This window comes from Krasilnikovia cinnamomea, from assembly GCF_004217545.1.
Taxonomy (GTDB): Bacteria; Actinomycetota; Actinomycetes; order Mycobacteriales; family Micromonosporaceae; genus Actinoplanes; species Actinoplanes cinnamomeus.
Window position 1 is genome coordinate 1509543 of the sequence record NZ_SHKY01000001.1, and the last position, 19934, is coordinate 1529476.

Genomic DNA, 19934 nt, shown 5'->3' on the forward strand with positions numbered 1-19934 from the left:
CATCACATTGCCGTATCGCTCCCGACACGAACGTGACGCTGACCCGGGGGCGGATTCCCTCCCGAAACATCGAGCGGTCAGGATGGTCGCCGGGCCCGGCCAGGGCCCGGCGACCATCCCGACTGGCAGAGGAGCGTCCGGTGCCACTCCCGCAACTTCGCCGTGTCCGCTGGGCTGTGCGAGCCACCCTCCTGCTGGGCGTCGCGGCCTCCGTGGTCGCGAACATCCTGCACGCCCTGGACAACCCGATCAGCCAGGCCATCGCCGCCTGGCCGCCGCTGGCGCTGCTGCTGACGGTGGAGCTGATCTCGCGGGTTCCGGTGCACCGGCGGTCGCTGGCCTTCACCCGGCTGGTCGCCACGGCCACCATCGCGGGCATCGCCGCCTGGGTGTCGTACTGGCACATGGCCGGGGTCGCCGCCCGGTACGGCGAGACCGGCGCGTCGCCGTACCTGTTGCCGCTCTCCGTGGACGGCCTGATCGTGGTGGCCAGCATCTGCCTGGTCGAACTGGGCGGCCGGATCGCCGCGCTGCAGGCCGACCGGGATCGCGTCGTGGCCGCCCCGGGCAGCGGGGCCATCGCGGGAACCACCACCGGGCCCGCCAGCCCGCAGACCAGTCCCGTCACGATGACCGCGCCGCACACCGTCCCCGTCGCCCGGCCCACCGTCGCGGCGGCGCCGGTCGCCGCCCGCTCCGCCACCGAGACGCCTCCTGCGGCCCGCTCCGCCACCGAGACACCGGCCGCTGCCTCCTCGGCCACCGAGACACCAGCCGCTGCCTCCTCGGCCACCGAGACACCAGCCGCTGCCTCCTCGGCCACCGAGACACCAGCCGCTGCCTCCTCGGCCACCGAGACACCAGCCGCTGCTCGCTCCGCCGCCGAGACGCCTGCTGCGGCCCGCTCCGCCGCCGAGACGGCCGCTGCCCGCTCCTCAACCGAGGCGGCGCCTGGTGCCGCACGGCCCGCCACCGAGGCGGCGTCCACGGCCGAGCGGCCCGCCACGGGTGAGGCCGACCCCGTCGACGACAGCTCGTCAGCCGCGGCTGCGACCGGGGTGGCGGTCGCCTTCTCGCATGCCGCACCGGCCGGTCCCGCGCCCGACGTGCAGCAGACGGCGCGCGCCGACACCAAGCCGCGCCACAGCACCGCGGACGCTCTCGCCGAGGTCGCCGCCGCACTGCCCCGCGCATCGGATGCGGGATTCACCCCCACGGCCACGCGTGGCGCCGGGCGTCCGGGCACCTCCTCCGGTCCGAACGCCAAGGGCCCCGCCACGCGGGCGAAGAAGAGCAGCGCCACGTCGACCCGCCCGGCCACCCGGCAACGCCGCAGTCCTCAGGAGAACGCGGCGCTGGCCGCCCGCCTGCGCGCGGAACGCCCGGAGCTGACCGACGCCGAGCTGGCCGCCGAACTGGGCATCAGCGTCGAGCGCTGGCGCCGGATCCAACGCGAGACCGCCAAGGACCTCCAGACCGCCAAGGACCTCCAGACCGCCAAGGACGACGCCCGCCGTCTCGGCCTGGCGGCCTGACCAGCCCAAGGTGCCTATGCGGCCCTGCTGGTCAGCCGCTCCGTCTGGTCGTCATCGAGCTGATCGTCGCCTGCGCCTTCCAAATCTTGAATCGAGCTGATCGTCGCCTGCGGCTTCCGAACCTTGAAGAGTCCGGGTCAGCTGCGAGCCCGAACTCTTCAAGGTTTGGCCCGCCGATCGCGCAGGCGACCGCCAGCACGCCCAAAACGGTGCATACCCAGGCCACAAGAGACCCGGCGAAACGTACGCACCGCTGCCGGAGCGGCAAACAGGAACTGCTGCCGGAGGGTGAACAGCGACCGCTAGGAGGAGGCGACGCCCAGGTTGCCGGGGCGTGGGACGGCCGCCGAGGCCGCCACGACCGGCGTCGAGTCGGCGCCCGGCAGGCTGACCGTGACCTCCAGGCCTCCGCCGGGATTCGCCACCGCGGACACCGTACCGCCGTGCGCGTCACAGACCGCGCGGACGATCGACAGGCCCAGCCCCGAGCCACGGGAACCGGTACGCTCCCAGCCGCCCCGCCGGAACGGCTCGAACAGGCCCGGCACGTCCGCCGGCTCCACCTCGTAGCCGGTGTTTCCCACGATCAGCCGCGCCTGCCCGTCCACGCTCTCGGTACGCAGCCACAACTTGCCGAGCAGGTGGTTGTAGCGGATCGCGTTCTCGATGAGGTTCCCGGCGAGGCGGTCCAGCAGGCTCGGATCGCCGACCACGGGCGCGGGCTTGAGGTCCGTGGTGACCTCCAGCTTCAACCGTTCCGCCTCCGCGCGTACGGCCGACAGCGCGTTGCAGACGCTGGTCGCCAGGTCGGCGGGGACCTTGCGGACCAGCCGCCGCCCCGACTGCGCCTCGCTGCGGGCCAGTACGAGCAGCGCGTCGACCAGGCCGTTGGCGCGCTCGGAGGCGTTGCGGACCACCTTGGCCATGCGCCGGTACTCGGCGACGTCGGCCTCGTCGTCGCTGAGCGTCACGTCGATCTCGGTGCGCATCACCGCCAACGGCGTACGCAGTTCGTGCGACGCGTTGGCCACGAACCGTTTCTGCGCCTCGAACGCCCCGGCGAGCCGGTCCAGCATCGCGTCGAAGGTCCGCGCCAGTTCGGCGACCTCGTCGTCCGCTCCCTCGTACCCGATGCGCTGGTCGAGGGTCTCCTCACCGAGCCGGCGGGCGGTGGCCGTGACGTTGTGCAGGGGGCGCAGCGCCCGCCCGGCGACGGCGTACGCGCCCGCGACCCCGATCAGCCCGATCGCGAACAGCGCGACGAGGCCCTTGGCCAGCAGTTCCGCCGACGCGCTCTCGACCAGCTCGGTCTGCCAGGCGCGGGCGTCGCGGGTGCTGCCGTCCGACATCACCACCTGGGTGCCTTCGCGCAGTTCGTCCGCCGGGTGCAGGGCGTCGCCCACGAGGAGCCAGGCCAGCAGCACGAGCACGGCGCCCGCGCCGATGAGCAGAATGCCGTTGAGCAGAGTGAGACGCAGCCGCAGGGTGGGGCGCAGCCGCATCCGGTCACGGTTGCGGCCCAGGTAGACCGTCACGGCGTCCCACCGGCGGGGGCGACGGTGACCGGATCGGGCACCCGGTATCCGGCGCCCACCACGGTTTCGATCAGCGGCGGTTCACCGACCTTCTTACGCAGCGTCATCATGGTCACCCGTACGGTGGTGGTGAAGGGGTCGGTGTTCGCGTCCCAGACGCGTTCCAGTAGCTGCTCGCTGGACACCACCCCGCCGCGCGCCTTGAGCAGCTCCTCCAGGACGCCGAACTCCTTGTTCGTGAGGTCCAGGGTGGCGCCGCCACGGGTGACCACCCGGCGGGCCGGGTCCAGCACCAGGTCGCCCACCGTCAGCACCGGCGGGGCGGCGGGCGTGGCCCGGCGGCCGAGCGCCTGCACCCGGGCGACCAGCTCGTCGAAGGCGAACGGCTTGGACAGGTAGTCGTCGGCGCCCAGTTGCAGGCCCTCGACCCGGTCGGCGACCGTGCCGCTGGCGGTCAGCATCAGCACCCGGGTCAGGGCTCCCGAGGCGACCAGCGCGGCGCAGATCTCGTCGCCGTGCATGCCGGGCAGGTCCCGGTCGAGCACGACCACGTCGTAGCGGGTCACGTACGCCATCTCGTGGCCGGACAGCCCGTCGTAGGCGACATCCACCGCCATGCCCCTGCGGCGCAGCCCGCGCACGATCGCATCGGCGAGATTCCGCTCGTCTTCCACCACCAGCACGCGCACCGGGTCCTCCGAACTCCTTCACGGCCGCGCCCAGCCTGGTGGCCGACGCGTGAAACAGCCGTAAGGGGAAGGCTACTGCCGGGACCTATCCGGCCGAGTACGCCCACACCTCGACGCCCGCAGCCGCCCGGCAGGCGACGAACCGGGAGTCGGCGGAGCAGTCGGTGACCGCCGCCCGGGACTGGCCGAGCCGCTGGATCGCGCGCCGCCCGGGCAGCAGCACCCCGAACGCGGTGCCCCGGCCGGCCTCGCGGCGGGCCAGCACCAGCGGGGCGGCCGAGGGCCCGGTGGCGAACGTCTGCCAGGCGCTCAGGTCGACCACCGGCACCCCGGAGGCCGGGTCGAGGGCGCGCAGCGGGCGGCTCCGCCCACTCTGGACCTCCAGCGCGTATCCCGCGCCGGTCTGCAGGTCGACGTCGCCGGTGGTGCGCCAGCGCGGCCGGCCCGTACCCGGATCGAGCACCACCAGGTGGGAGCGCCCCTTCTCGCAGGCCAGGCCGGTGCAGGTGGCGGAGTTCCCGGCGGCGGCGGGTTCGGTGCGCCGCCAGCGCGGCGCCAGCGTGTCCATCGCGTACGCGGTGACCACGGTGCCGTCGTCGGCGGCGGCCTGCCGCACCAGCAGCAGGTCGCCGACCACGTCACCCCACGACTGGGCACCGGGGATCCGCGCCAGGCTCTGTTCGCGCAGCACCGCGCCGGACTCGGCGGCCCGCAGGGACAGCCGCCCGGACGCCAGCACCAGCACGCCCGCGACCCGGCCCCGCGCCCGGGCGGGGTAGATCGAGCCGGGGAAGCGCGCCGACCAGCGCGGTTGCCCGGTCGTCAGGTCGACGCCGCGCAGCTCGGTCACCTCGGGTGGTTCGGTGTGCGGCTGCCCGGACGAGGAGAAGTACAGGGCCCCGGGCGCTCCGGAGGACTCGTCGTATTCGGTGCCGGGCCGGAACCGCTCGGCCTGCACCAGGCCGATGTCGTCGGTCAGCGGCAGCACCGGCACGGGTGAGGTCCACCGCACCGCGCCGGTGCGGGCGTCCAGGACGGTGGTGGCCTGCCCGGCGCGCAGCAGGACGTGACCGCCGACGGCCTGCACCGAGCCGCCGCCCTGCAGGGCACCGCCCGGTGCGTCGTCGGCCGTGGTGGCCGCCCGCCACAGCCGGCGCAGCGGCCGCATGGTCCATGCCGAGGTGATCCGGCGCCCGTCCGCCACGTCGAGGGTGTACAGCCGCCCGCCGACCACCTGGAAGTCGGCGGCCGCCGGGAGCGGCACCACACCGGCATGCCGCCAGTAGACGGCGGCGGCGGGCACCGCCCCGGCCAGGGCCAGCGCCAGCACGGCGGCGAGGGCGAGACCCAGACGGCGGTGGCGGCGCACGGACGGGCGGGTGGCGGCGGGCGGAGCGGACGGATCATCGCTCAGCTCGATCAGCGCCACGCTCACCCTTTCTGCCGGTACGCCCACACGATCAGCTCGCCCGCCGTGGAGCGGCAGACCAGCCGGGCGGGCGCCGCCTGGCAGTCGCCGGTGCCGGCCGGCAGGGCGGCAAGCAGCCGCGGGCGTGCGTCGCCGGGGGAGGCGACGGCGACCATGGTACGGGCTCCCGCCTGCTCAGCGTGGGTGACGAGGACCCGCCCCCTGCCGCCGGTACCGGTCAGCGGCCGCCACCCGCGCAGGTCGGCCAGCACCCGCCCGGTCGCCGGGTCGATCAGGCCCACGGTCTCGATGGTGCCTTCGGGTGCCGCGTACGCCAGCATCGCCGCGCCCCGCTGCTCCACGCCCCGCCAGTCCGGCCGGTGCCACCGCTGCGTCCCGTCCGCGGGGTCGACCGCGCGCACCCCGTCCGGCCCGACGAGGCAGGTCAGCGGGCCGCAGGCATGGATCTCGTACGCGTCGCCCGCCGGTCGGGTCCACCGCCGCCGCAACGTTGCCGAGTCGTACGCGGACAGGTCGGTCGCCCCGTCGCCCGGGTGGCGCAGCAGCACCAGCCCGCCGACGACGGCCGGGTTGTCGGGACCATAGTCGGCGGCCGGCAGCACGGCCGTGGTGAGCGGAGCCCCGGTGGTCAGGTCGTGCACCGCGGCGTTGCGGTCGTCGTGCACGAGCAGCATCCGCGGCGGCGCCCCGCCGACGGCGGGCACGCCCAGCAGCACGGCGGTGGACGGGACCCGCACCCGCCAGCGGGTCGCGCCGGTGACCACGTCGAGCGCGTCGACCGGGCCCTCGACCCGGCGGCCGGGCCCGGACAGGCTGCGCACTCCGGCGACCGCCAGCAGCGCGCCGGACCCGGCCAGGGTGACCACGTTTCCCGTACGGCGCCACCGCGCGTCGCCGGTGGCCAGGGAGACGGCCGTGGTGCCGGGGTCGCCGACGCCGGTGAGCCCCGCGCTCCAGGGGCGCAACAGGACGAGCCCGCTGGCCATGCGCAGCCGGTACGTGGGGGCGGCGGGCTCGGTGTGCCAGCGCTGCCGCCCGGAGCTCAGGTCGTACATGCTGAGGCCGCCGAGGCTCTGGGCCAGCAACTGCCCGCCGTCCGTGACCACGTACGAGTCGGCGGGGCCGACACGCAGGTTCAGCAGGGGCGAGAGGACGGGCGGCGGCGGTGCGGCGGACGCCGTGGCGCACCACAGCACGAGCAGCGCCGCGACCAGCGGCCCGAACCAGGCCGGTACGGTCGAACGCGTCGGTGCCGCGTACGTTTCCGGCTCACCCCGCGCCAGACCGAGGTCGATGACGACCGGTCCGCCGAAGGTCTCCGCCCCCATACCCCAAAGATAACGACCAGATAACGGCCGTCCCGCATCTCCGGCCTACCTGGCACATACCGCGCAAACCTGGGGCCACAGCCGCATCTTGCACCTCGACCAGTCACCGCCGGACGCTCGGCGGGACGGCCGAGGGGCGTCGGGGATCTCAGGGCGTCGGCTGGATCTCCGTGGCGGTCTCCTGCAGCCCCGACACGTGGCCGGTGACGTCGCGCGCGATGTCCTGCGCGGTCAGCCCCAGCGCCGTGAGGATCTCGGCACGGGTGCCGTGCGGGTGGAAGCCCGGCGGCACCCCGAAGTCGCGCAGCGGCACGTCCACGCCGGCGTCGCGCAGCAGGCTCGCCACCGCGTCGCCGACCCCGCCGGCGCGTACGCCGTCCTCCAGCGTCACGACCAGGCGATGCTCGGCGGCCAGCCCGGCCAGTTCGATCGGCACCGGGCGTACCCAGCGCGGGTCGACGACCGTGACCGCGTACCCCTGGCCCGCCACCCGCTCGGCCACGTCCAGGCCCAGCGCGGCGAACGCGCCGACCGCGACCAGTAGCACGTCGCCCCGGGCGCCCTGGCGCCGGTCCTCGCGCAGCACGTCGACCTGGCCGACGCGGCGCACGGCGGGCAGGTCGGGGGCGACCGAACCGGTCGGGAACCGCACGATCGTCGGGCCGTCGTCCACCGCGACCGCCTCGCGCAGTTCCTCGCGCAGGGTGGCGGCGTCACGGGGGGCGGCGATGCGCAGGCCGGGCACGACCCCGAACACGCTCATGTCCCAGATGCCGTAGTGGCTGGGGCCGTCCGGGCCGGTGACCCCGGCCCGGTCGAGCACGAACGTCACTCCCAGCCGGTGCATGGCCACGTCCAGCAGGACCTGGTCGAAGGCACGGTTGAGGAAGGTGGCGTACACCGCGACGACCGGGTGCAGGCCGCCCATGGCCAGCCCGGCCGCCGAGGTGGCGGCGTGCTGCTCGGCGATGCCGACGTCGTACACCCGCTCCGGGTACTTCTTGGCCAGGGTGGCGATGCCGGTGGGCTCGGCCATCGCGGCGGTGATGCCGACGATCTCCGGGCGCTCGTCGGCGATCGCGACGAGCTCCTCGGCGAAGACGTGGGTCCACTTCACCGACGGGGCGGCGGTCAGCGCGCCGGTCTGCGGGTCGAACGCGCCGGGGCCGTGCAGGCAGTCGGCCTCGTCCTCCTCGGCGGGGCGGTAACCGTAGCCCTTGCGGGTCACGGCATGCACGATCACCGGGGCGTTGAAGCCCTTCGCCTTGCGCAGCGCCGACTCCATGGCGTGGATGTCGTGGCCGTCGACCGGGCCGACGTACTTGAGTCCGAGGTCCTCGAACATGGGCTGCGGGCTGACCGCGTCCTTGATGCCGCGCTTGACCGCGTGCAGCACCTCGTACATCGGCTTGCCGACCATCGGGGTCGAGCCGAGGGCGTCCTTGACCAGGTCGAGGACGCGCTCGTAGCCGGGGTTGAGCCGCAGCGTGGACAGGTGCTCGGCGAGCCCGCCGATCGTGGGGGCGTACGAGCGGCCGTTGTCGTTGACGACGATGACGAGCCGGTTCCCGCTGGCGGCGATGTTGTTGATCGCCTCCCAGCACATGCCGCCGGTGAGCGCGCCGTCGCCGACCACGGCCACCACGTGCCGCTCCTCGCCGCGCAGCGCGTACGCCTTGGCGAGCCCGTCGGCGTACGACAGGGCCGTGGAGGCGTGCGAGTTCTCGATGAGATCGTGCTCGCTCTCCGCCTGGCTGGGATAGCCGGACAGCCCGCCGCGCTGGCGCAGCAGATCGAATCCACCCTGCCGGCCGGTGACGATCTTGTGCACGTACGCCTGGTGGCCCGTGTCGAACAGGATCTTGTCGCGGGGCGAGTCGAAGACCCGGTGCATCGCGAGGGTTATCTCGACGACGCCCAGGTTCGGCCCGAGATGCCCGCCGGTGCGGGACACCTTCGCCACCAGGAAGTCACGGATCTCGGCCGCGAGCAGGGTCAACTGCTCGGTGCTGAGGCGCCGCAGGTCTCCGGGGCCGGTGATGCCCGCGATGAGTCCGGCGTTCGGCGGAAGTGTCTCGCTCATGAGGGGTCAGTGTATCCACGGCCGGCAGCCGGGTATGCACCTTGCACTGACCGCTAACCGATCCCTCACCAAACCCACACAGCCGTCGCCGGCCGGGGGTGAAGCGAGTCACAGGAACCGGCAAGAAGACGACCATGATCATCGATGCCGTACCGGATCAGCCGCAGCCGCCCGGCGGCAGCGCGGCAAGCGGCTAGTGCGGCCCGTCCGGCAGCAGGAGCGCCACGCACTCGACGTGCTGGGTCATCGGGAAACAGTCGAAGGCCCGCAACCGCGCCAGCCGCCACCCGGCAGCCGCGAAGGTCGCCACGTCCCGGGCCAGCGCCACCGGATCGCAGGCGACATAGGCCACCGCCCGCGGTCGCGCGGCCGCCACCGACCGCACCACCTTCGCCCCGGCCCCGGTCCGCGGCGGATCCAGCACCACCAGGTCCACCGGGCCGGTCACCCGGCGCCGGGCCAGGGCCACGTCCACCTTCGCGGCGACCACCTCCACGCCACTCAGGTCGGCCAGGTTCGCCCGGGCCGCCGCCACCCCGGTCGGTGACGACTCGACCACGGTCGTACGCGCCCCCGTACGCTCGGCCACCGCCGCGGCGAACAGGCCCGCACCGCCGTACAGATCCCAGGCGATCTCGCCCGGCGCCGGGCGCAGCAGCTCCAGCACCGCCGTGACCAGGGTGTCCGCCGCGGCCGGGTGGACCTGCCAGAAGCCTTCCGCGGGCACCTGCCAGTCCCGGCCCGCCGCGACCTCGCGCACCAGCGCCGGGCCGGTGAGCTGGGTACGAGCGCCACCCGGGCCATCGGTCCCGGAGTTGTCGGGGGGCAGCGGCGCGCTCGCCGCCCGGCGCACCGCCACGCTCACGTCGCCCCCGGTGGAGGCCACCACCTCCACCGCGTCGGCGTCGGGCCAGGAGCGGGCGGTGACGTCGAGATCCTGGAGCAGGGGGTGCGCGATGCGGCAGCGGTCGATCGGCACCACCTGATGCGAGCGGTGCTGCAGCAGTCCGGCCCGTCCGGCGGCGTCCACCGCGTACCGCACCCGGGTCCGCCAGCCGAGCGGCCCGCCGGGCAGCGGTTCCACCCGTACGCCGAGCGCGTCGAGGGTATCCGCGGGCAGGCCGCCGATCCGGGTGAGGGCCTCCCGCACGACGGCCGCCTTCCAGCCCCGCTGCGCGTCCTCCGCGACATGCTGAAGATCACACCCGCCGCAGGCGCCGGGACGGGCCCACGGGCACGGCGGGGCGACCCGGTCGGGCGACGGCTCGTGCACCCGCACCGCGTCGGCCCGCAGGTAGCCGCGGTGCAGCTCGGTCACCTCGGCGGTGACCAGCTCGCCGGGCAGGGCGTGCCGGACGAACACCACCCGGCCGTGCGGGCCGCCGAGCCGGGCGACGCAGTGCCCGCCGTGCGCGGGCGCGCCGACCCGCAACTCCACCCGATCACCCTCGACCAGGTCTTCCGGGGGCTCGGGCAGGTCGTCCGGGGTCTCGGCCAGGTCCCTCGGACGCTCGGGCAGGGTCATGGCCGCTCGTCGGCGGACGGGTCGCCGACCGCGGCGACCGGGCGGTCGGGTACCGCGGGTGGCGGCGGCGCCTCGGCGCTGCCGAAGCGGGGACCGCGCGCCGGGACCCGGGTGAGGTCGCGGTCCAGGCGCTCCAGGTTCTTGTCCTGGCTGGAGCGCAGCTGCCACGGCACGCTGGTCACCATGACGCCCGGCTCGAACAGCAGGCGGCCCTTGATCCGCAGGGCGCTCTGGTTGTGCAGCAGGTGCTCCCACCAGCGGCCCACGACGTACTCGGGTACGAAGACCGTGACCACGTCGCGCGGTGACTTGCGCCGGACGCTCTTCACGAAGTCGATGATCGGCCGGGTGATCTCCCGGTACGGCGAGTCCACCACGGTCAGTGACACCGGCAGCTGTCGCCGCTCCCACTCCTCCTGCAGGCCCCGGGTGTCCTTGTCGTCCACGTTGACCGTCACGGCCGTCAACGTGTCCGGCCGGGTGGCCTGGGCGTACGCCAGCGCCCGCAGCGTCGGCATGTGCACCTTGCTGACCAGCACGATCGCGTGGTTGCGCGACGGCAGGACCGGCCGTTCCTCGGTCGGCTGCAGCTCCCGCGACACCCGGGTGTAGTGCTTGTGGATGCCCAGCATGATCACGTAGATCACCAGCATCGCGGCGATGGCGATCCAGGCGCCCAGCAGGAACTTGGTGATCAGCACGATGATCAGCACCGCGCCGGTCATCAGCATCCCGAAGGTGTTGATGGCCCGCGACCGGTACATCCGGCGGCGCACGTTCGGGTCGCGCTGGGTGCGCAGCAGGCGGTTCCAGTGCCGGATCATGCCGGCCTGCGACAGGGTGAACGACACGAACACCCCGACGATGTAGAGCTGGATCAGCCGGGTCACCTCGGCCTGGAACGCCACCACCAGCGTGGCGGCCGCGATGGCCAGGAAGACGATGCCGTTGGAGAACGCCAGCCGGTCGCCCCGGGTGTGCAGTTGGCGGGGCAGGTAGCGGTCCTGGGCGAGGATCGAGCCGAGCACCGGGAAGCCGTTGAACGCCGTGTTCGCGGCCAGGAACAGGATCAGCGCGGTCACCGCGCCGACCACGTAGAGCAGGATCGAGCCGTTGCCGAAGACCGCCTCGCCGAGCTGGGTGGTGACGGTCTTCTGCACGTAGTCCGGCGGGCCGGACACGATCTGCGCGGCGTCCTCCACGTACTGCAGGCCGGTGGCCTGGGCCAGCAGGATGATGCCGACCAGCATCACGATCGCGATGGAGCCCAACAGCAGCAGGGTGGTGGCGGCGTTGCGGCTCTTCGGCGGCTTGAACGCGGGCACGCCGTTGGAGATCGCCTCGACACCGGTCAGCGCGGCACAGCCCGACGAGAACGTCCGCAGCAGCAGGAACGCGAATGCGAAGCTGGTCAGGTGGCTCTCCTCGGCCGAGATGACCAGCGTCGAGCTGGGCGCGTGCAGGTCCTGACCCAGCACGAAGATCCGGACCAGCCCGGTGAGGATCATCCCGACGATGACGATGATGAACGCGTACGTCGGGATGGCGAAGGCCGTGCCCGACTCCCGCAGCCCGCGCAGGTTCATGGCGGTGAGCCCGGCGATCGCCAGCAGCGCGATGGCCACCTTGTGCTCGGCGACGAACGGCACCACCGAGCCGAGGTTGCTCACCCCGGCGGCCGTGGACACCGCCACGGTGAGGATGTAGTCGACCATCAGCGCGCTGGCCACGGCGACGCCGTAGCGGGGGCCGAGGTTGACCGTGGCCACCTCGTAGTCGCCGCCGCCGGACGGGTAGGCGTGCACGTTCTGCCGGTAGCTGGCGACCACGGTGACCATCACGACCGCCACGGCCAGGGTCACCCACGGCGAGTACACGTACGCGCCGGCCCCCGCGATGGACAGCGTCAGCAGGATCTCGTCGGGCGCGTACGCCACGCTGGAGAGCGCGTCGGAGGCGAACACCGGCAGCGCGATCCGCTTCGGCAGCAGCGTGTGCTGCAACCGGTCGGACCGGAACGGCCGGCCTACCAGCAGCCGCTTGACGAGAGAAGTCGGTCTTGCCACAAGCGCCAAGCGTACGGGCGCCATGCGTACGCCGTATGCCGCCCCGTCGACCGTGCGGCAACGCCGCATGGCACGCTCTGCTCTGTACGAACTCAGCGGGAAGGTGCCAACAGTGCACGTGGTGATCATGGGGTGCGGCCGGCTCGGCTCCACCCTCGCCCACAACCTCGATGCCCGCGGGCACTCCGTGGCCATCATCGACCAGAACGCCGACGCGTTCCGGCGGCTCAGCGGTGACTTCAAGGGCATCACGGTGACCGGCATCGGCTTCGACCGCGAGGTGCTGACGGCCGCGGGCGTGGAGCGCGCCGACGCCTTCGCGGCCGTGTCCAGCGGCGACAACTCGAACATCATCTCGGCCCGCCTGGCCCGCGAGACGTACGGCGTGCCCCGGGTGGTGGCCCGCATCTACGACGCCCGCCGCGCCCAGGTCTACGAGCGGCTCGGCATCCCCACGGTGGCGACGATCCGGTGGGCCGCCGACCGGATGGTGCGCCATCTGGTGCCCGAGGGCACGGTCGAGGTGTTCCGTGACCCCACCAGCGCGGTATCCATCGTCGAGGCGCCGCTGCACCGCGACTGGATCGGCAAGACGGTCAAGGCGCTGGAGGACGCGACCGGCGCCCGGGTGGCGTACCTGATGCGCTTCGGCATCGGGTCGCTGGCCAGCCCGTCGATGGTGCTGCAGGACGGTGACCAGGTGTTCGTGCTGGTCACCGACGATACGGTCGGCGACGTGCTGAAGATCGCGTCCGGCGCCGCAGTAGGGGGGCACTGATGCGCATCGCCATCGCCGGTGCCGGCAACGTGGGCCGGTCCATCGCGCAGGAGCTGATCGGCAACGGTCACCAGGTCATGCTGATCGAGCGCCAGCCGCGCCAGCTGCGCCCGGAGCGGGTGCCCGAGGCGGAGTGGGTCCTCGCCGACGCGTGCGAGCTGACCAGCATGGAGGAGGCCGAGGTCGCCAACTGCGACGTGGTCGTCGCCGCCACCGGCGACGACAAGGCCAACCTGGTGGTGTCGCTGCTGGCCAAGACCGAGTTCGCGGTCAACCGGGTGGTGGCCCGGGTGAACCGGGCCGAGAACGAATGGCTGTTCACCGAGCAGTGGGGCGTGGACGTGGCGGTCAGCAAGCCCCGCCTGATGGCCGCGCTGGTCGAGGAGGCGGTCACGGTCGGCGACCTGGTCCGGCTCATGACGTTCCGGCAGGGCGAGGCCAACCTCGTGGAGATCACCCTGCCGGCGCACGCACCGTACGTGGGGCAGCCGGTGCGCTCCGTGCCGATGCCGCGCGACGCCGCGCTGGTGGCGGTGCTGCGCGGCAAGCGGGTGCTGGTCCCCACGCCGGACGACCCGCTGGAGGCGGGCGACGAGCTGATCTTCGTGTGCACCACCGAGGTGGAGGACGCGGTCCGCGCGGTGGTGCTGGGCGGCGACGCCGGACCCCGGGGGCAGTAACGGATCAGGCGGCGGCCTGTGCCGCGCGCTCCGCCCGGGTCGCGCGGCGCACCGCCCACACCGTCAGCGCCAGCATGCCGGCGTAGATGGGCCAGCTCAGGAAGATCCGTGCCACGCCGAGCAGGTCGGGGCGGTCCAGCCAGTAGAGCAGGGCCTGCACGCCGCCGCGCACGATCAGCGAGACCGCCCAGGCGACCGTCAGCCACTGGAACGTGCCGAGCAGGCGCTTGTTCTCCAGCCAGTCGTGCTTGCCCTTGTTCGCCATCACGGCCCACACGTACCCGATGATCGGGCGGCGGAAGGCGGTCGAGAGCAGCAGCAGCGCCGCCTGGCCCAGCGTGATCAGGATTCCGGGCAGGTAGAAGTCCTTGGCCTGCCCGGAGCGCGCCGCCAGGTACGCGCCCAGCGCGATGCCGATCAGCCCGTTGATCGCGTGCCGGATCGGCTCGCGGCGGGCCAGCCGGTAGATCGCGATGACCACCGCGGTGCCGACCGCGCCGCCGATCGCGATGTACAGCCCCGTGCGGGAGTCCTCCGGCAGGCCGAACGCGTCCAGCCCCACGATGAAGTTGAGCAGCACGAACGCCAGTACCGGCACGCTGGACTCGATCAGGCCGCGCATGCCGCCGAGTTGGTCGGCGATCTGCTCGGACATGGTCGGCAGCGGTTCCTCGCCCTCGGCGACCGGCTCCCGGGCCGGCTGGTCGCCGTCCGCGCCGGGGTTCAGGCTCAGCTCCTCGGCGACTTCCTCCGTCACGGGGTGCAGGTTGAGCGCCTCCACGACCTCCTCGGCAACGCGATCTTCCACCCCTTCGCGCGGCGCGGCGTGACGGGGTTCGCTGCCGGGTGTCACCGGGGCGCCTCCAGCTCGTAGAACGGGTTGTAGATCACCTTGCGATCGTCGCGGATGGCGATCCGGCCGCGCGCGGTCAGCTGCCGCCCCGGCTCGATCCCGGGGATGGCGCGCCGGCCCAGGAAGACCAGCGTGACCACGTCACTGCCGTCGTACAGGTCGGCCTCCAACGTCGGGAGGTTGGTGCGCGGAGTGTACGCCACGGTGCGCAGCCGTCCCGACACGGACACGACCTGTCCCCGGCTGCACTGGTCGGCCAGCACGGCCCCGCACTTGGCGGAGTCGCGCTGCAGCTCCTGCGCGTCGAGTTCCGCCGCGGAGGCGGTCAGCCGCTCGAAGAACCGGCGCAGGCCGGTCGTACGTTCGTTGGTCGCCATGGCCCGACGTGTCACCTCTCCTCGACGACCCGATGGGACGGCACAGTGTGGGCTCCAGGCCCGCGTCCACCGTACGCCGGAACCGCCAGGGGTGACCTCCGTCACCGCTGGCGGGCACGCCGGGTCAGTGCACCGCCGGGTCGGGCGCGCCGGGGCCGTCGCCGTCCGCGAGGTGCTGCTGGGCGTGTTCGGCCATCTCCTGGGGCAGCCGCAGCGGCAGCGCCTCCCGGACCGGCCGGGCCTCCTGATCCCGGACCACGACCAGCCCCTCCAGGCACTGCCCGAGGGCGCCCTCCAGGCTGGGATCGGTGGCCACCGGGCCCTGGTACAGCCCCCGCACCATCCAGCGCGGCCCGTCCACGCCGACGAACCGCACATCCGCCGGGCCCTGCGGGGTCTCCACCCGGGCCAGCAGCTCCGTGCCGTACGGGCCGTCGACCTCCTGCGGGCGGACCCCGTCCGCGGCCATCGCCTCGGCGATCTCGCCCCGCACCTCGTCCCAGATGCCCTCGGTGCGCGGCGCCGCGAACACCCCGAGCTGCAGCGCGCTCTCACCCACCACGAGGACGACCTGCTCGACGCCGCCGTCGGGGTTCGCCTGGACCCGGACCTCGACGCCGTCGACCGCCGGGATCTGCAGGCTGCCCAGGTCGAGCCGCTGCACGCCCTCCGGGGCGTACGTGGCGTCCCACGGGCCGCGCTCGGGCGCCCCCGGCTCCGGCTCGGCCGACATGCTCTGGGCGAGTGCGGCCGAGCGCGGCGCGTCCGCGGGGCGCACGTGCTTGGGGCCCCCCTTGCTGCGGGAGAACATCTGCCTTGCCACCTTCCGTTCCAAGCCTGCCGGACCGTGTCCGGTCCGGTTCACCGACGCTGCTGCCTCACCGACGGTGCTGCTTCACCGACGGTGCTGTGCGGGCAGGCCCGCGTGCCCGCCGGTCGAGCCGTGCCCGCCCGCGCCGCGCGCGGTCTCGGGCAACTCCTCGACGGCGCGGAACACGGCGCGTTCCACCCGCTGGACGATCAGTTGCGCGATCCGGTCCCCGCGCGAGATCCGCACCGTCCGGGCCCGGTCGTGGTTGACGAGATTCACCATGATCTCGCCGCGATAGCCGGCGTCGACCGTACCGGGCGCGTTGAGCACGGTCACGCCGAGGCGGGCCGCGAGCCCCGACCGCGGATGCACCAGCCCCACGTGCCCGTCCGGCAACGCCAGCGCCACCCCGGTACGCACGAGGGCGCGTTCGCCGGGGCCCAGCTCGACGTCGACGGCGGCGCAGAGGTCCGCGCCCGCGTCGCCCGGGTGGGAGTACGCCGGCATCGGCAGGTCGGGGTCGAGCCGGAGGACCGGCACGTCCACAGCTTCGGTCACGTCGTCCATCCTGTCTCGTACGGCTCGCTCATGTGGCTCGGGCGGCCGCGCCACGGCGGCACTACCCTGCCCCATCCTGCCGTGCGGGGCCGGGCAGGCGCGCCGTACCCTCACCAGCGTGACATCCGAGCCTGCCGCAAGCACGGCGACGTCGCGACCCCGCTACGCCGAGCGGCTCACCGTGCCGTGGTGGGGGTGGCCGCCCGCCCTGGCGGTGGCGGCGATCCTGGCGGCCGAGATCTGGCTGGGCGGCCCGGGCCTGCGGGCCTGGGTGCCGTTCGTGGTGCTGCTGCCGGTGTGCGCGGCGCTGCTGGTGTGGCTGGGGCGGCTGCGGGTCGCCGTGACCGACGCCGAGTTCCAGGTCGACGACGCCCGGCTGCCGCTGGACGTGATCGCGGACGTGGTGGCGCTGGACGCGGACGGCAAGCGGGAGGCGCTCGGCGTCGGGGCACATCCGCTGGCGTTCGTGGTGCAGCGGCCGTGGGTCGGCGGGGCCGTGCAGGTGCTGCTGGACGATCCGGCCGATCCGACGCCGTTCTGGGTGGTCAGCACCCGCCGCCCGGTCGAGCTGGCGAGCGCCCTGCTGGCCGCGAGCGCCGAAGCGAAGCGCCAGCCCCGGCAGGCGGGGGCCTAGCGGAGCGGCTCGCCGCGCAGGTCGCGCTGCACCTTCTCGCCCAGGGCGCGGGTGGCGCGGCGGTTCAGGTAGGCGCCGACGGCCGCCCCGGTGAGCATCGGACCGAACGTGGTGAGGTTGCGCCCGAACCGGCGCAGCAGGGTGTTCTGCAGGTCCTTGCGGGCGGCGGTCCCGAGCACGGTCCCGAACCCGGTGCCGGTGGTCAGCGGGTTGAGGCCGCGTTGCTGGCCCCAGGACTGCATGAGCGCGGTGGCGCGCTGGGCGGGGCCGCCGGTGATCGGGCGGCCGTACACCTCGTGCAGTTCGCCGACGAGCTTCAGCTCGACGGCGACGACGGCGACGGTCTCGGCGGCCAGCAGGACGGGCGCGGACAGCAGGGCGGGGGTCGCCACCCATTCGAGGGAGGCGAGGCCGCCGCCGGTGGCGCCGACCCCGGCCGTCGCCCGGGCGGCGTTACGGATGAGGCGGTCGGCCAGGGCCTCGTCGTCCAGGTCCGGCAGGTGCCGGCGGAGGGTGGCCAGATCACGTACGGGGACGTGCGGCGCGATGTCGGCGACCGCGTCCGTCATCCAGCGCAGCACGGCGCGGGGGTGCCACAGGCGGCCCGGCCCGCGCCGGAGGTCGTGCACGAGCCGGCCGATCAAGCGGCGCCGGTGGCCCGGTTCCAGATCGGCATCGGCGATCGCGGCCACGGCGTCGCCGATCTCGGGGGTGGCCTGCGCGGGGGCAGGCGGCTCGGAACCGGCGGCCGCCGGGTGCTCGGGCTCGGTCATCGTCGTCCTCAGGGGTCGGTACGACGCCCGACCGCCTGCCGGGCGGCCGGGTGATGCGTTGTGCGGGTGGCCGTCAGGCGCACTCGCGGCAGATCAGTTCCCCGTTGCGTTCCACCGCCAACTGGCTGCGGTGGTGTACGAGGAAGCAGCGAGCGCAGCGGAACTCGTCGGTCTGCATCGGCAACACCTTGACGGTGAGCTCCTCGTCGGCGAGGTCGGCGCCGGGCAGCTCGAAGCTCTCCGCCACCTCCACCTCGTCGACGTCCACCGCGCCGGACTGAGAGTCGGCGCGGCGGGCCTTGAGTTCCTCGAGGCTGTCCTCGCCGAGGTCGACCTCATCGCGACGCGGAGCGTCGTAGTCGGTGGCCATCGGTCTTCACTCTCCTGTATCGATGTGTCACTTGGCGTTAGTAACGCCCGCGACGTCGTTCTGGTTCCCGGTTCCCGTGGTCGAATTTGCGCTGCTCTCGCGAACAGTGGGAACGACCGCGGCCGAGGCGCCCCCGCCCCTCGCGAAACTGCCCCGGCGAGCGCGGTACGTTACCGCTCTCGCGAGGGGCTTGTACGCGCATGGACGGACAATTGTTCCCGATGTGACTGAGGCGACATCAAGGTAGGGGTATGCGGCCGTGGATCATCGTCGGCGCGCCGGAACTATTCCCTGTTTCCCCGCCCCTGGAAGTCAGACGCTAACCTCACCGCAGAGCCGTCCGCCGCCGGACGGCGATCGAGCCACGTGTCGTTCCACCTACCGGGAGCCTGCCCCATGAGCTTTGCGCGCGTCCGAGCGCTCGTCGTGATCGGCGCCCTCGGCCTGGCGGCGATCGTCTTCGTCATCGTCGCGCTGGTGCGCGACACCCAGGGCGGTGCGGTGGCCGGTGACAAGTGCCCGCCGGGATCCGTGATGGCAAACCTGGCATTGCCGAACGATCCTAGCGAAGTAACCATAAAGGTGCTAAACGGGACATCAACGGCGGGTCTGGCCGAGAATGTCACGAACGACTTCAAGAACCGGCGGTTCCAGGTCCTGAAGCCCGACGAGGACAAGAAGCGGGTCACCGACGTCGCCGTCATCCGGTACGGACCGGACGCGGTGGGCGCCGTGCAACTGCTGCGGGCGTACTTCCTCGACCAGGCCGAGTTGGAGTACAACGCGAAGCGCAAGGGCGCCGTGATCGACATCGTGGTCGGCAGCGGATTCCGGCAGCTGGCCACCTCGACCGAGGTCAACCAGTCGCTGATCGAGGTCGGGCAGCCCGAGGCTCCGCCGGGAGCCTGTCCGGCGCCGGTCAAGAAGAACAAGTGACCCGGCCGGCCCGCCTCAGGGGCCCCCGGCGGCGTCCAGCTTGACCAGCGCGTCGTGCAACGCGCCGAACAACGCGGGCGGCGCAGCGACGAGCATCCGTTCGCCCGGCGGCGCGCCGTGCAGCCCGGCCACGCGCAAACCCGCCTCGGTCGCCACCAGGCCCCCCGCCGCGTGGTCCCACGGATTCAGGCCCTTCTCGAAGTACGCGTCCACGGCGCCCTCGGCGGCCAGACACAGGTCGAGCGCCGCCGCGCCGAAACGCCGGATGTCACGCACCTGGGTGATCAGCCCGGCCAGCACCGCACCCTGATGCGCCCGGCGCGCCGCGTCGTACCCGAAGCCCGTGGCCACCAGCGCCTGCTCCAGCGTCGCCCGCGCGGACCCGGTCAGCCGCCGGCCGTCGCGCCAGGCGCCGCCGCCCCGGGTCGCGGTCCACTCGTCGCCCGTGGCGGCGTTGCGGACCACCCCGGCCAGCACCACGCCGTCCACCTCGGCCGCCAGTGACACCGCGTACTGCGGGAGGCCGTACAGGTAGTTCACGGTGCCGTCGATGGGGTCGAGGATCCAGCGGACCGCGCCGGGGACGGGCGTGGCGGAGTCGCCGTACTCCTCGCCCAGCACGCTGTCGCCCGGCCGCTCCCGCCGCAGCGCCTCGACGACCTGCCGCTCCACCGCCCGGTCCGCGGCCGTCACGACGTCCGTGTCGGTGCTCTTGGTCTGCACGTCCGTGATCGCCTCGGCCCGCATGCGGCGGGCCGTCGCGGCGGCGTCGCGCGCGACCCGGACGGCGATCGCGAGGAGGTCGTCGGCGATCGATCCCGCCGGTTGGTGTGCCACGTTTGCCCGCCCTTTCCGCCGTCATCATTCTCGGGCACCCGCCCGACGGCGGCCGACCGACCCCCGCCGCAGGGTCCCTGGCGTGCTGCGGCGGAAAGTTCCCGGACGACGGCGCTACAATTCACCCCTGCCCACGC

General features: G+C 73.4%; 19 protein-coding genes. 5 read left to right on the top strand and 14 right to left on the bottom strand.

The annotated features are described in order from the left end of the window. Positions 1–176 precede the first annotated feature (176 nt). Positions 177–1535 carry a DUF2637 domain-containing protein gene (locus EV385_RS34885; protein WP_423203020.1) on the top strand — a complete coding sequence of 453 codons (1359 nt, stop codon included), beginning with the start codon at positions 177–179 and terminating at the stop codon, positions 1533–1535. A gap of 302 nt (positions 1536–1837) precedes the next feature. Here the strand turns inward: EV385_RS34885 and EV385_RS06590 are convergent, their stop codons facing one another. The 7 genes from EV385_RS06590 to EV385_RS06620 all read right to left on the bottom strand — a co-directional run bounded on the left by EV385_RS06590 (position 1838) and on the right by EV385_RS06620 (position 12214). Then, positions 1838–3037 carry a sensor histidine kinase gene (locus EV385_RS06590; RefSeq protein WP_207230062.1) on the bottom strand — a complete coding sequence of 400 codons (1200 nt, stop codon included), beginning with the start codon at positions 3035–3037 and terminating at the stop codon, positions 1838–1840. A 29-nt stretch (positions 3038–3066) separates the two neighbouring features. Continuing rightward, positions 3067–3759 carry a response regulator transcription factor gene (locus tag EV385_RS06595; protein WP_130508640.1) on the bottom strand — a complete coding sequence of 231 codons (693 nt, stop codon included), beginning with the start codon at positions 3757–3759 and terminating at the stop codon, positions 3067–3069. Positions 3760–3844: 85 nt separating this feature from the next. Then, entirely contained in the window at positions 3845–5194 is a 1350-nt protein-coding gene (locus tag EV385_RS06600) for an outer membrane protein assembly factor BamB family protein (RefSeq protein ID WP_130508641.1), read from the bottom strand. Continuing rightward, positions 5191–6516: an outer membrane protein assembly factor BamB family protein gene (locus EV385_RS06605; RefSeq protein ID WP_130508642.1), complete on the bottom strand. Its 1326-nt coding sequence runs from the start codon at positions 6514–6516 to the stop codon at positions 5191–5193. The genes EV385_RS06600 and EV385_RS06605 overlap by 4 nt, the downstream gene beginning before the upstream one ends. Before the next feature lie 148 nt (positions 6517–6664). After that, entirely contained in the window at positions 6665–8599 is a 1935-nt protein-coding gene (gene dxs, locus EV385_RS06610; RefSeq protein WP_130508643.1) for a 1-deoxy-D-xylulose-5-phosphate synthase, read from the bottom strand. Between the two features lie 193 nt (positions 8600–8792). After that, positions 8793–10124: a class I SAM-dependent RNA methyltransferase gene (locus EV385_RS06615; RefSeq protein ID WP_130508644.1), complete on the bottom strand. Its 1332-nt coding sequence runs from the start codon at positions 10122–10124 to the stop codon at positions 8793–8795. Beyond that, the gene (locus EV385_RS06620; protein WP_207229772.1) at positions 10121–12214 is read right to left on the bottom strand and encodes an APC family permease; all 2094 of its coding nucleotides are present in this window, start codon (positions 12212–12214) and stop codon (positions 10121–10123) included. Before EV385_RS06620 ends, EV385_RS06615 begins: the two co-directional genes overlap by 4 nt. Before the next feature lie 88 nt (positions 12215–12302). On the opposite strand from EV385_RS06620, the gene EV385_RS06625 reads away from it, so the two are divergent. Beyond that, positions 12303–12968 carry a potassium channel family protein gene (locus EV385_RS06625; protein WP_130508645.1) on the top strand — a complete coding sequence of 222 codons (666 nt, stop codon included), beginning with the start codon at positions 12303–12305 and terminating at the stop codon, positions 12966–12968. After that, complete coding sequence (locus EV385_RS06630) at positions 12968–13648, top strand: potassium channel family protein (RefSeq protein WP_130508646.1); 681 nt, start codon at positions 12968–12970, stop codon at positions 13646–13648. The genes EV385_RS06625 and EV385_RS06630 overlap by 1 nt, the downstream gene beginning before the upstream one ends. Before the next feature lie 4 nt (positions 13649–13652). Here EV385_RS06630 and EV385_RS06635 read toward each other — a convergent pair whose 3' ends face one another. The 4 genes from EV385_RS06635 to dut all read right to left on the bottom strand — a co-directional run bounded on the left by EV385_RS06635 (position 13653) and on the right by dut (position 16256). Next, the gene (locus tag EV385_RS06635) at positions 13653–14405 is read right to left on the bottom strand and encodes a DUF3159 domain-containing protein (RefSeq protein WP_423203021.1); all 753 of its coding nucleotides are present in this window, start codon (positions 14403–14405) and stop codon (positions 13653–13655) included. Positions 14406–14497: 92 nt separating this feature from the next. Next, a complete protein-coding gene (locus EV385_RS06640; protein ID WP_130508647.1) occupies positions 14498–14878 on the bottom strand; it encodes an OB-fold nucleic acid binding domain-containing protein in 381 nt (126 codons plus the stop codon). A gap of 124 nt (positions 14879–15002) precedes the next feature. After that, positions 15003–15689, bottom strand: a complete 687-nt coding sequence (locus tag EV385_RS06645; RefSeq protein ID WP_130508648.1) for a DUF3710 domain-containing protein — start codon at positions 15687–15689, stop codon at positions 15003–15005. An 84-nt stretch (positions 15690–15773) separates the two neighbouring features. Continuing rightward, the gene (dut, locus tag EV385_RS06650) at positions 15774–16256 is read right to left on the bottom strand and encodes a dUTP diphosphatase (protein WP_130508649.1); all 483 of its coding nucleotides are present in this window, start codon (positions 16254–16256) and stop codon (positions 15774–15776) included. 109 nt (positions 16257–16365) lie between these two features. Here dut and EV385_RS06655 point away from each other — a divergent pair, with 109 nt between their 5' ends. After that, positions 16366–16881, top strand: coding sequence for a DUF3093 domain-containing protein (locus EV385_RS06655; protein ID WP_130508650.1), 516 nt, complete (start codon positions 16366–16368; stop codon positions 16879–16881). Here EV385_RS06655 and EV385_RS06660 read toward each other — a convergent pair. Both EV385_RS06660 and EV385_RS06665 read right to left on the bottom strand, forming a co-directional pair. After that, complete coding sequence (locus tag EV385_RS06660) at positions 16878–17654, bottom strand: hypothetical protein (RefSeq protein ID WP_242624748.1); 777 nt, start codon at positions 17652–17654, stop codon at positions 16878–16880. The two genes, EV385_RS06655 and EV385_RS06660, sit on opposite strands and share 4 nt — an antisense overlap. Positions 17655–17727: 73 nt before the next feature. Next, the gene (locus EV385_RS06665; RefSeq protein WP_023561654.1) at positions 17728–18024 is read right to left on the bottom strand and encodes a DUF4193 domain-containing protein; all 297 of its coding nucleotides are present in this window, start codon (positions 18022–18024) and stop codon (positions 17728–17730) included. A gap of 396 nt (positions 18025–18420) precedes the next feature. Here EV385_RS06665 and EV385_RS06670 point away from each other — a divergent pair, with 396 nt between their 5' ends. Beyond that, positions 18421–18960, top strand: a complete 540-nt coding sequence (locus tag EV385_RS06670; RefSeq protein WP_130508651.1) for a LytR C-terminal domain-containing protein — start codon at positions 18421–18423, stop codon at positions 18958–18960. Between the two features lie 15 nt (positions 18961–18975). Here EV385_RS06670 and EV385_RS06675 read toward each other — a convergent pair whose 3' ends face one another. Further along, on the bottom strand, positions 18976–19797 hold the full coding sequence (locus tag EV385_RS06675) for an inositol monophosphatase family protein (protein ID WP_130508652.1): 822 nt from the start codon (positions 19795–19797) through the stop codon (positions 18976–18978). Positions 19798–19934: the final 137 nt, after the last annotated feature.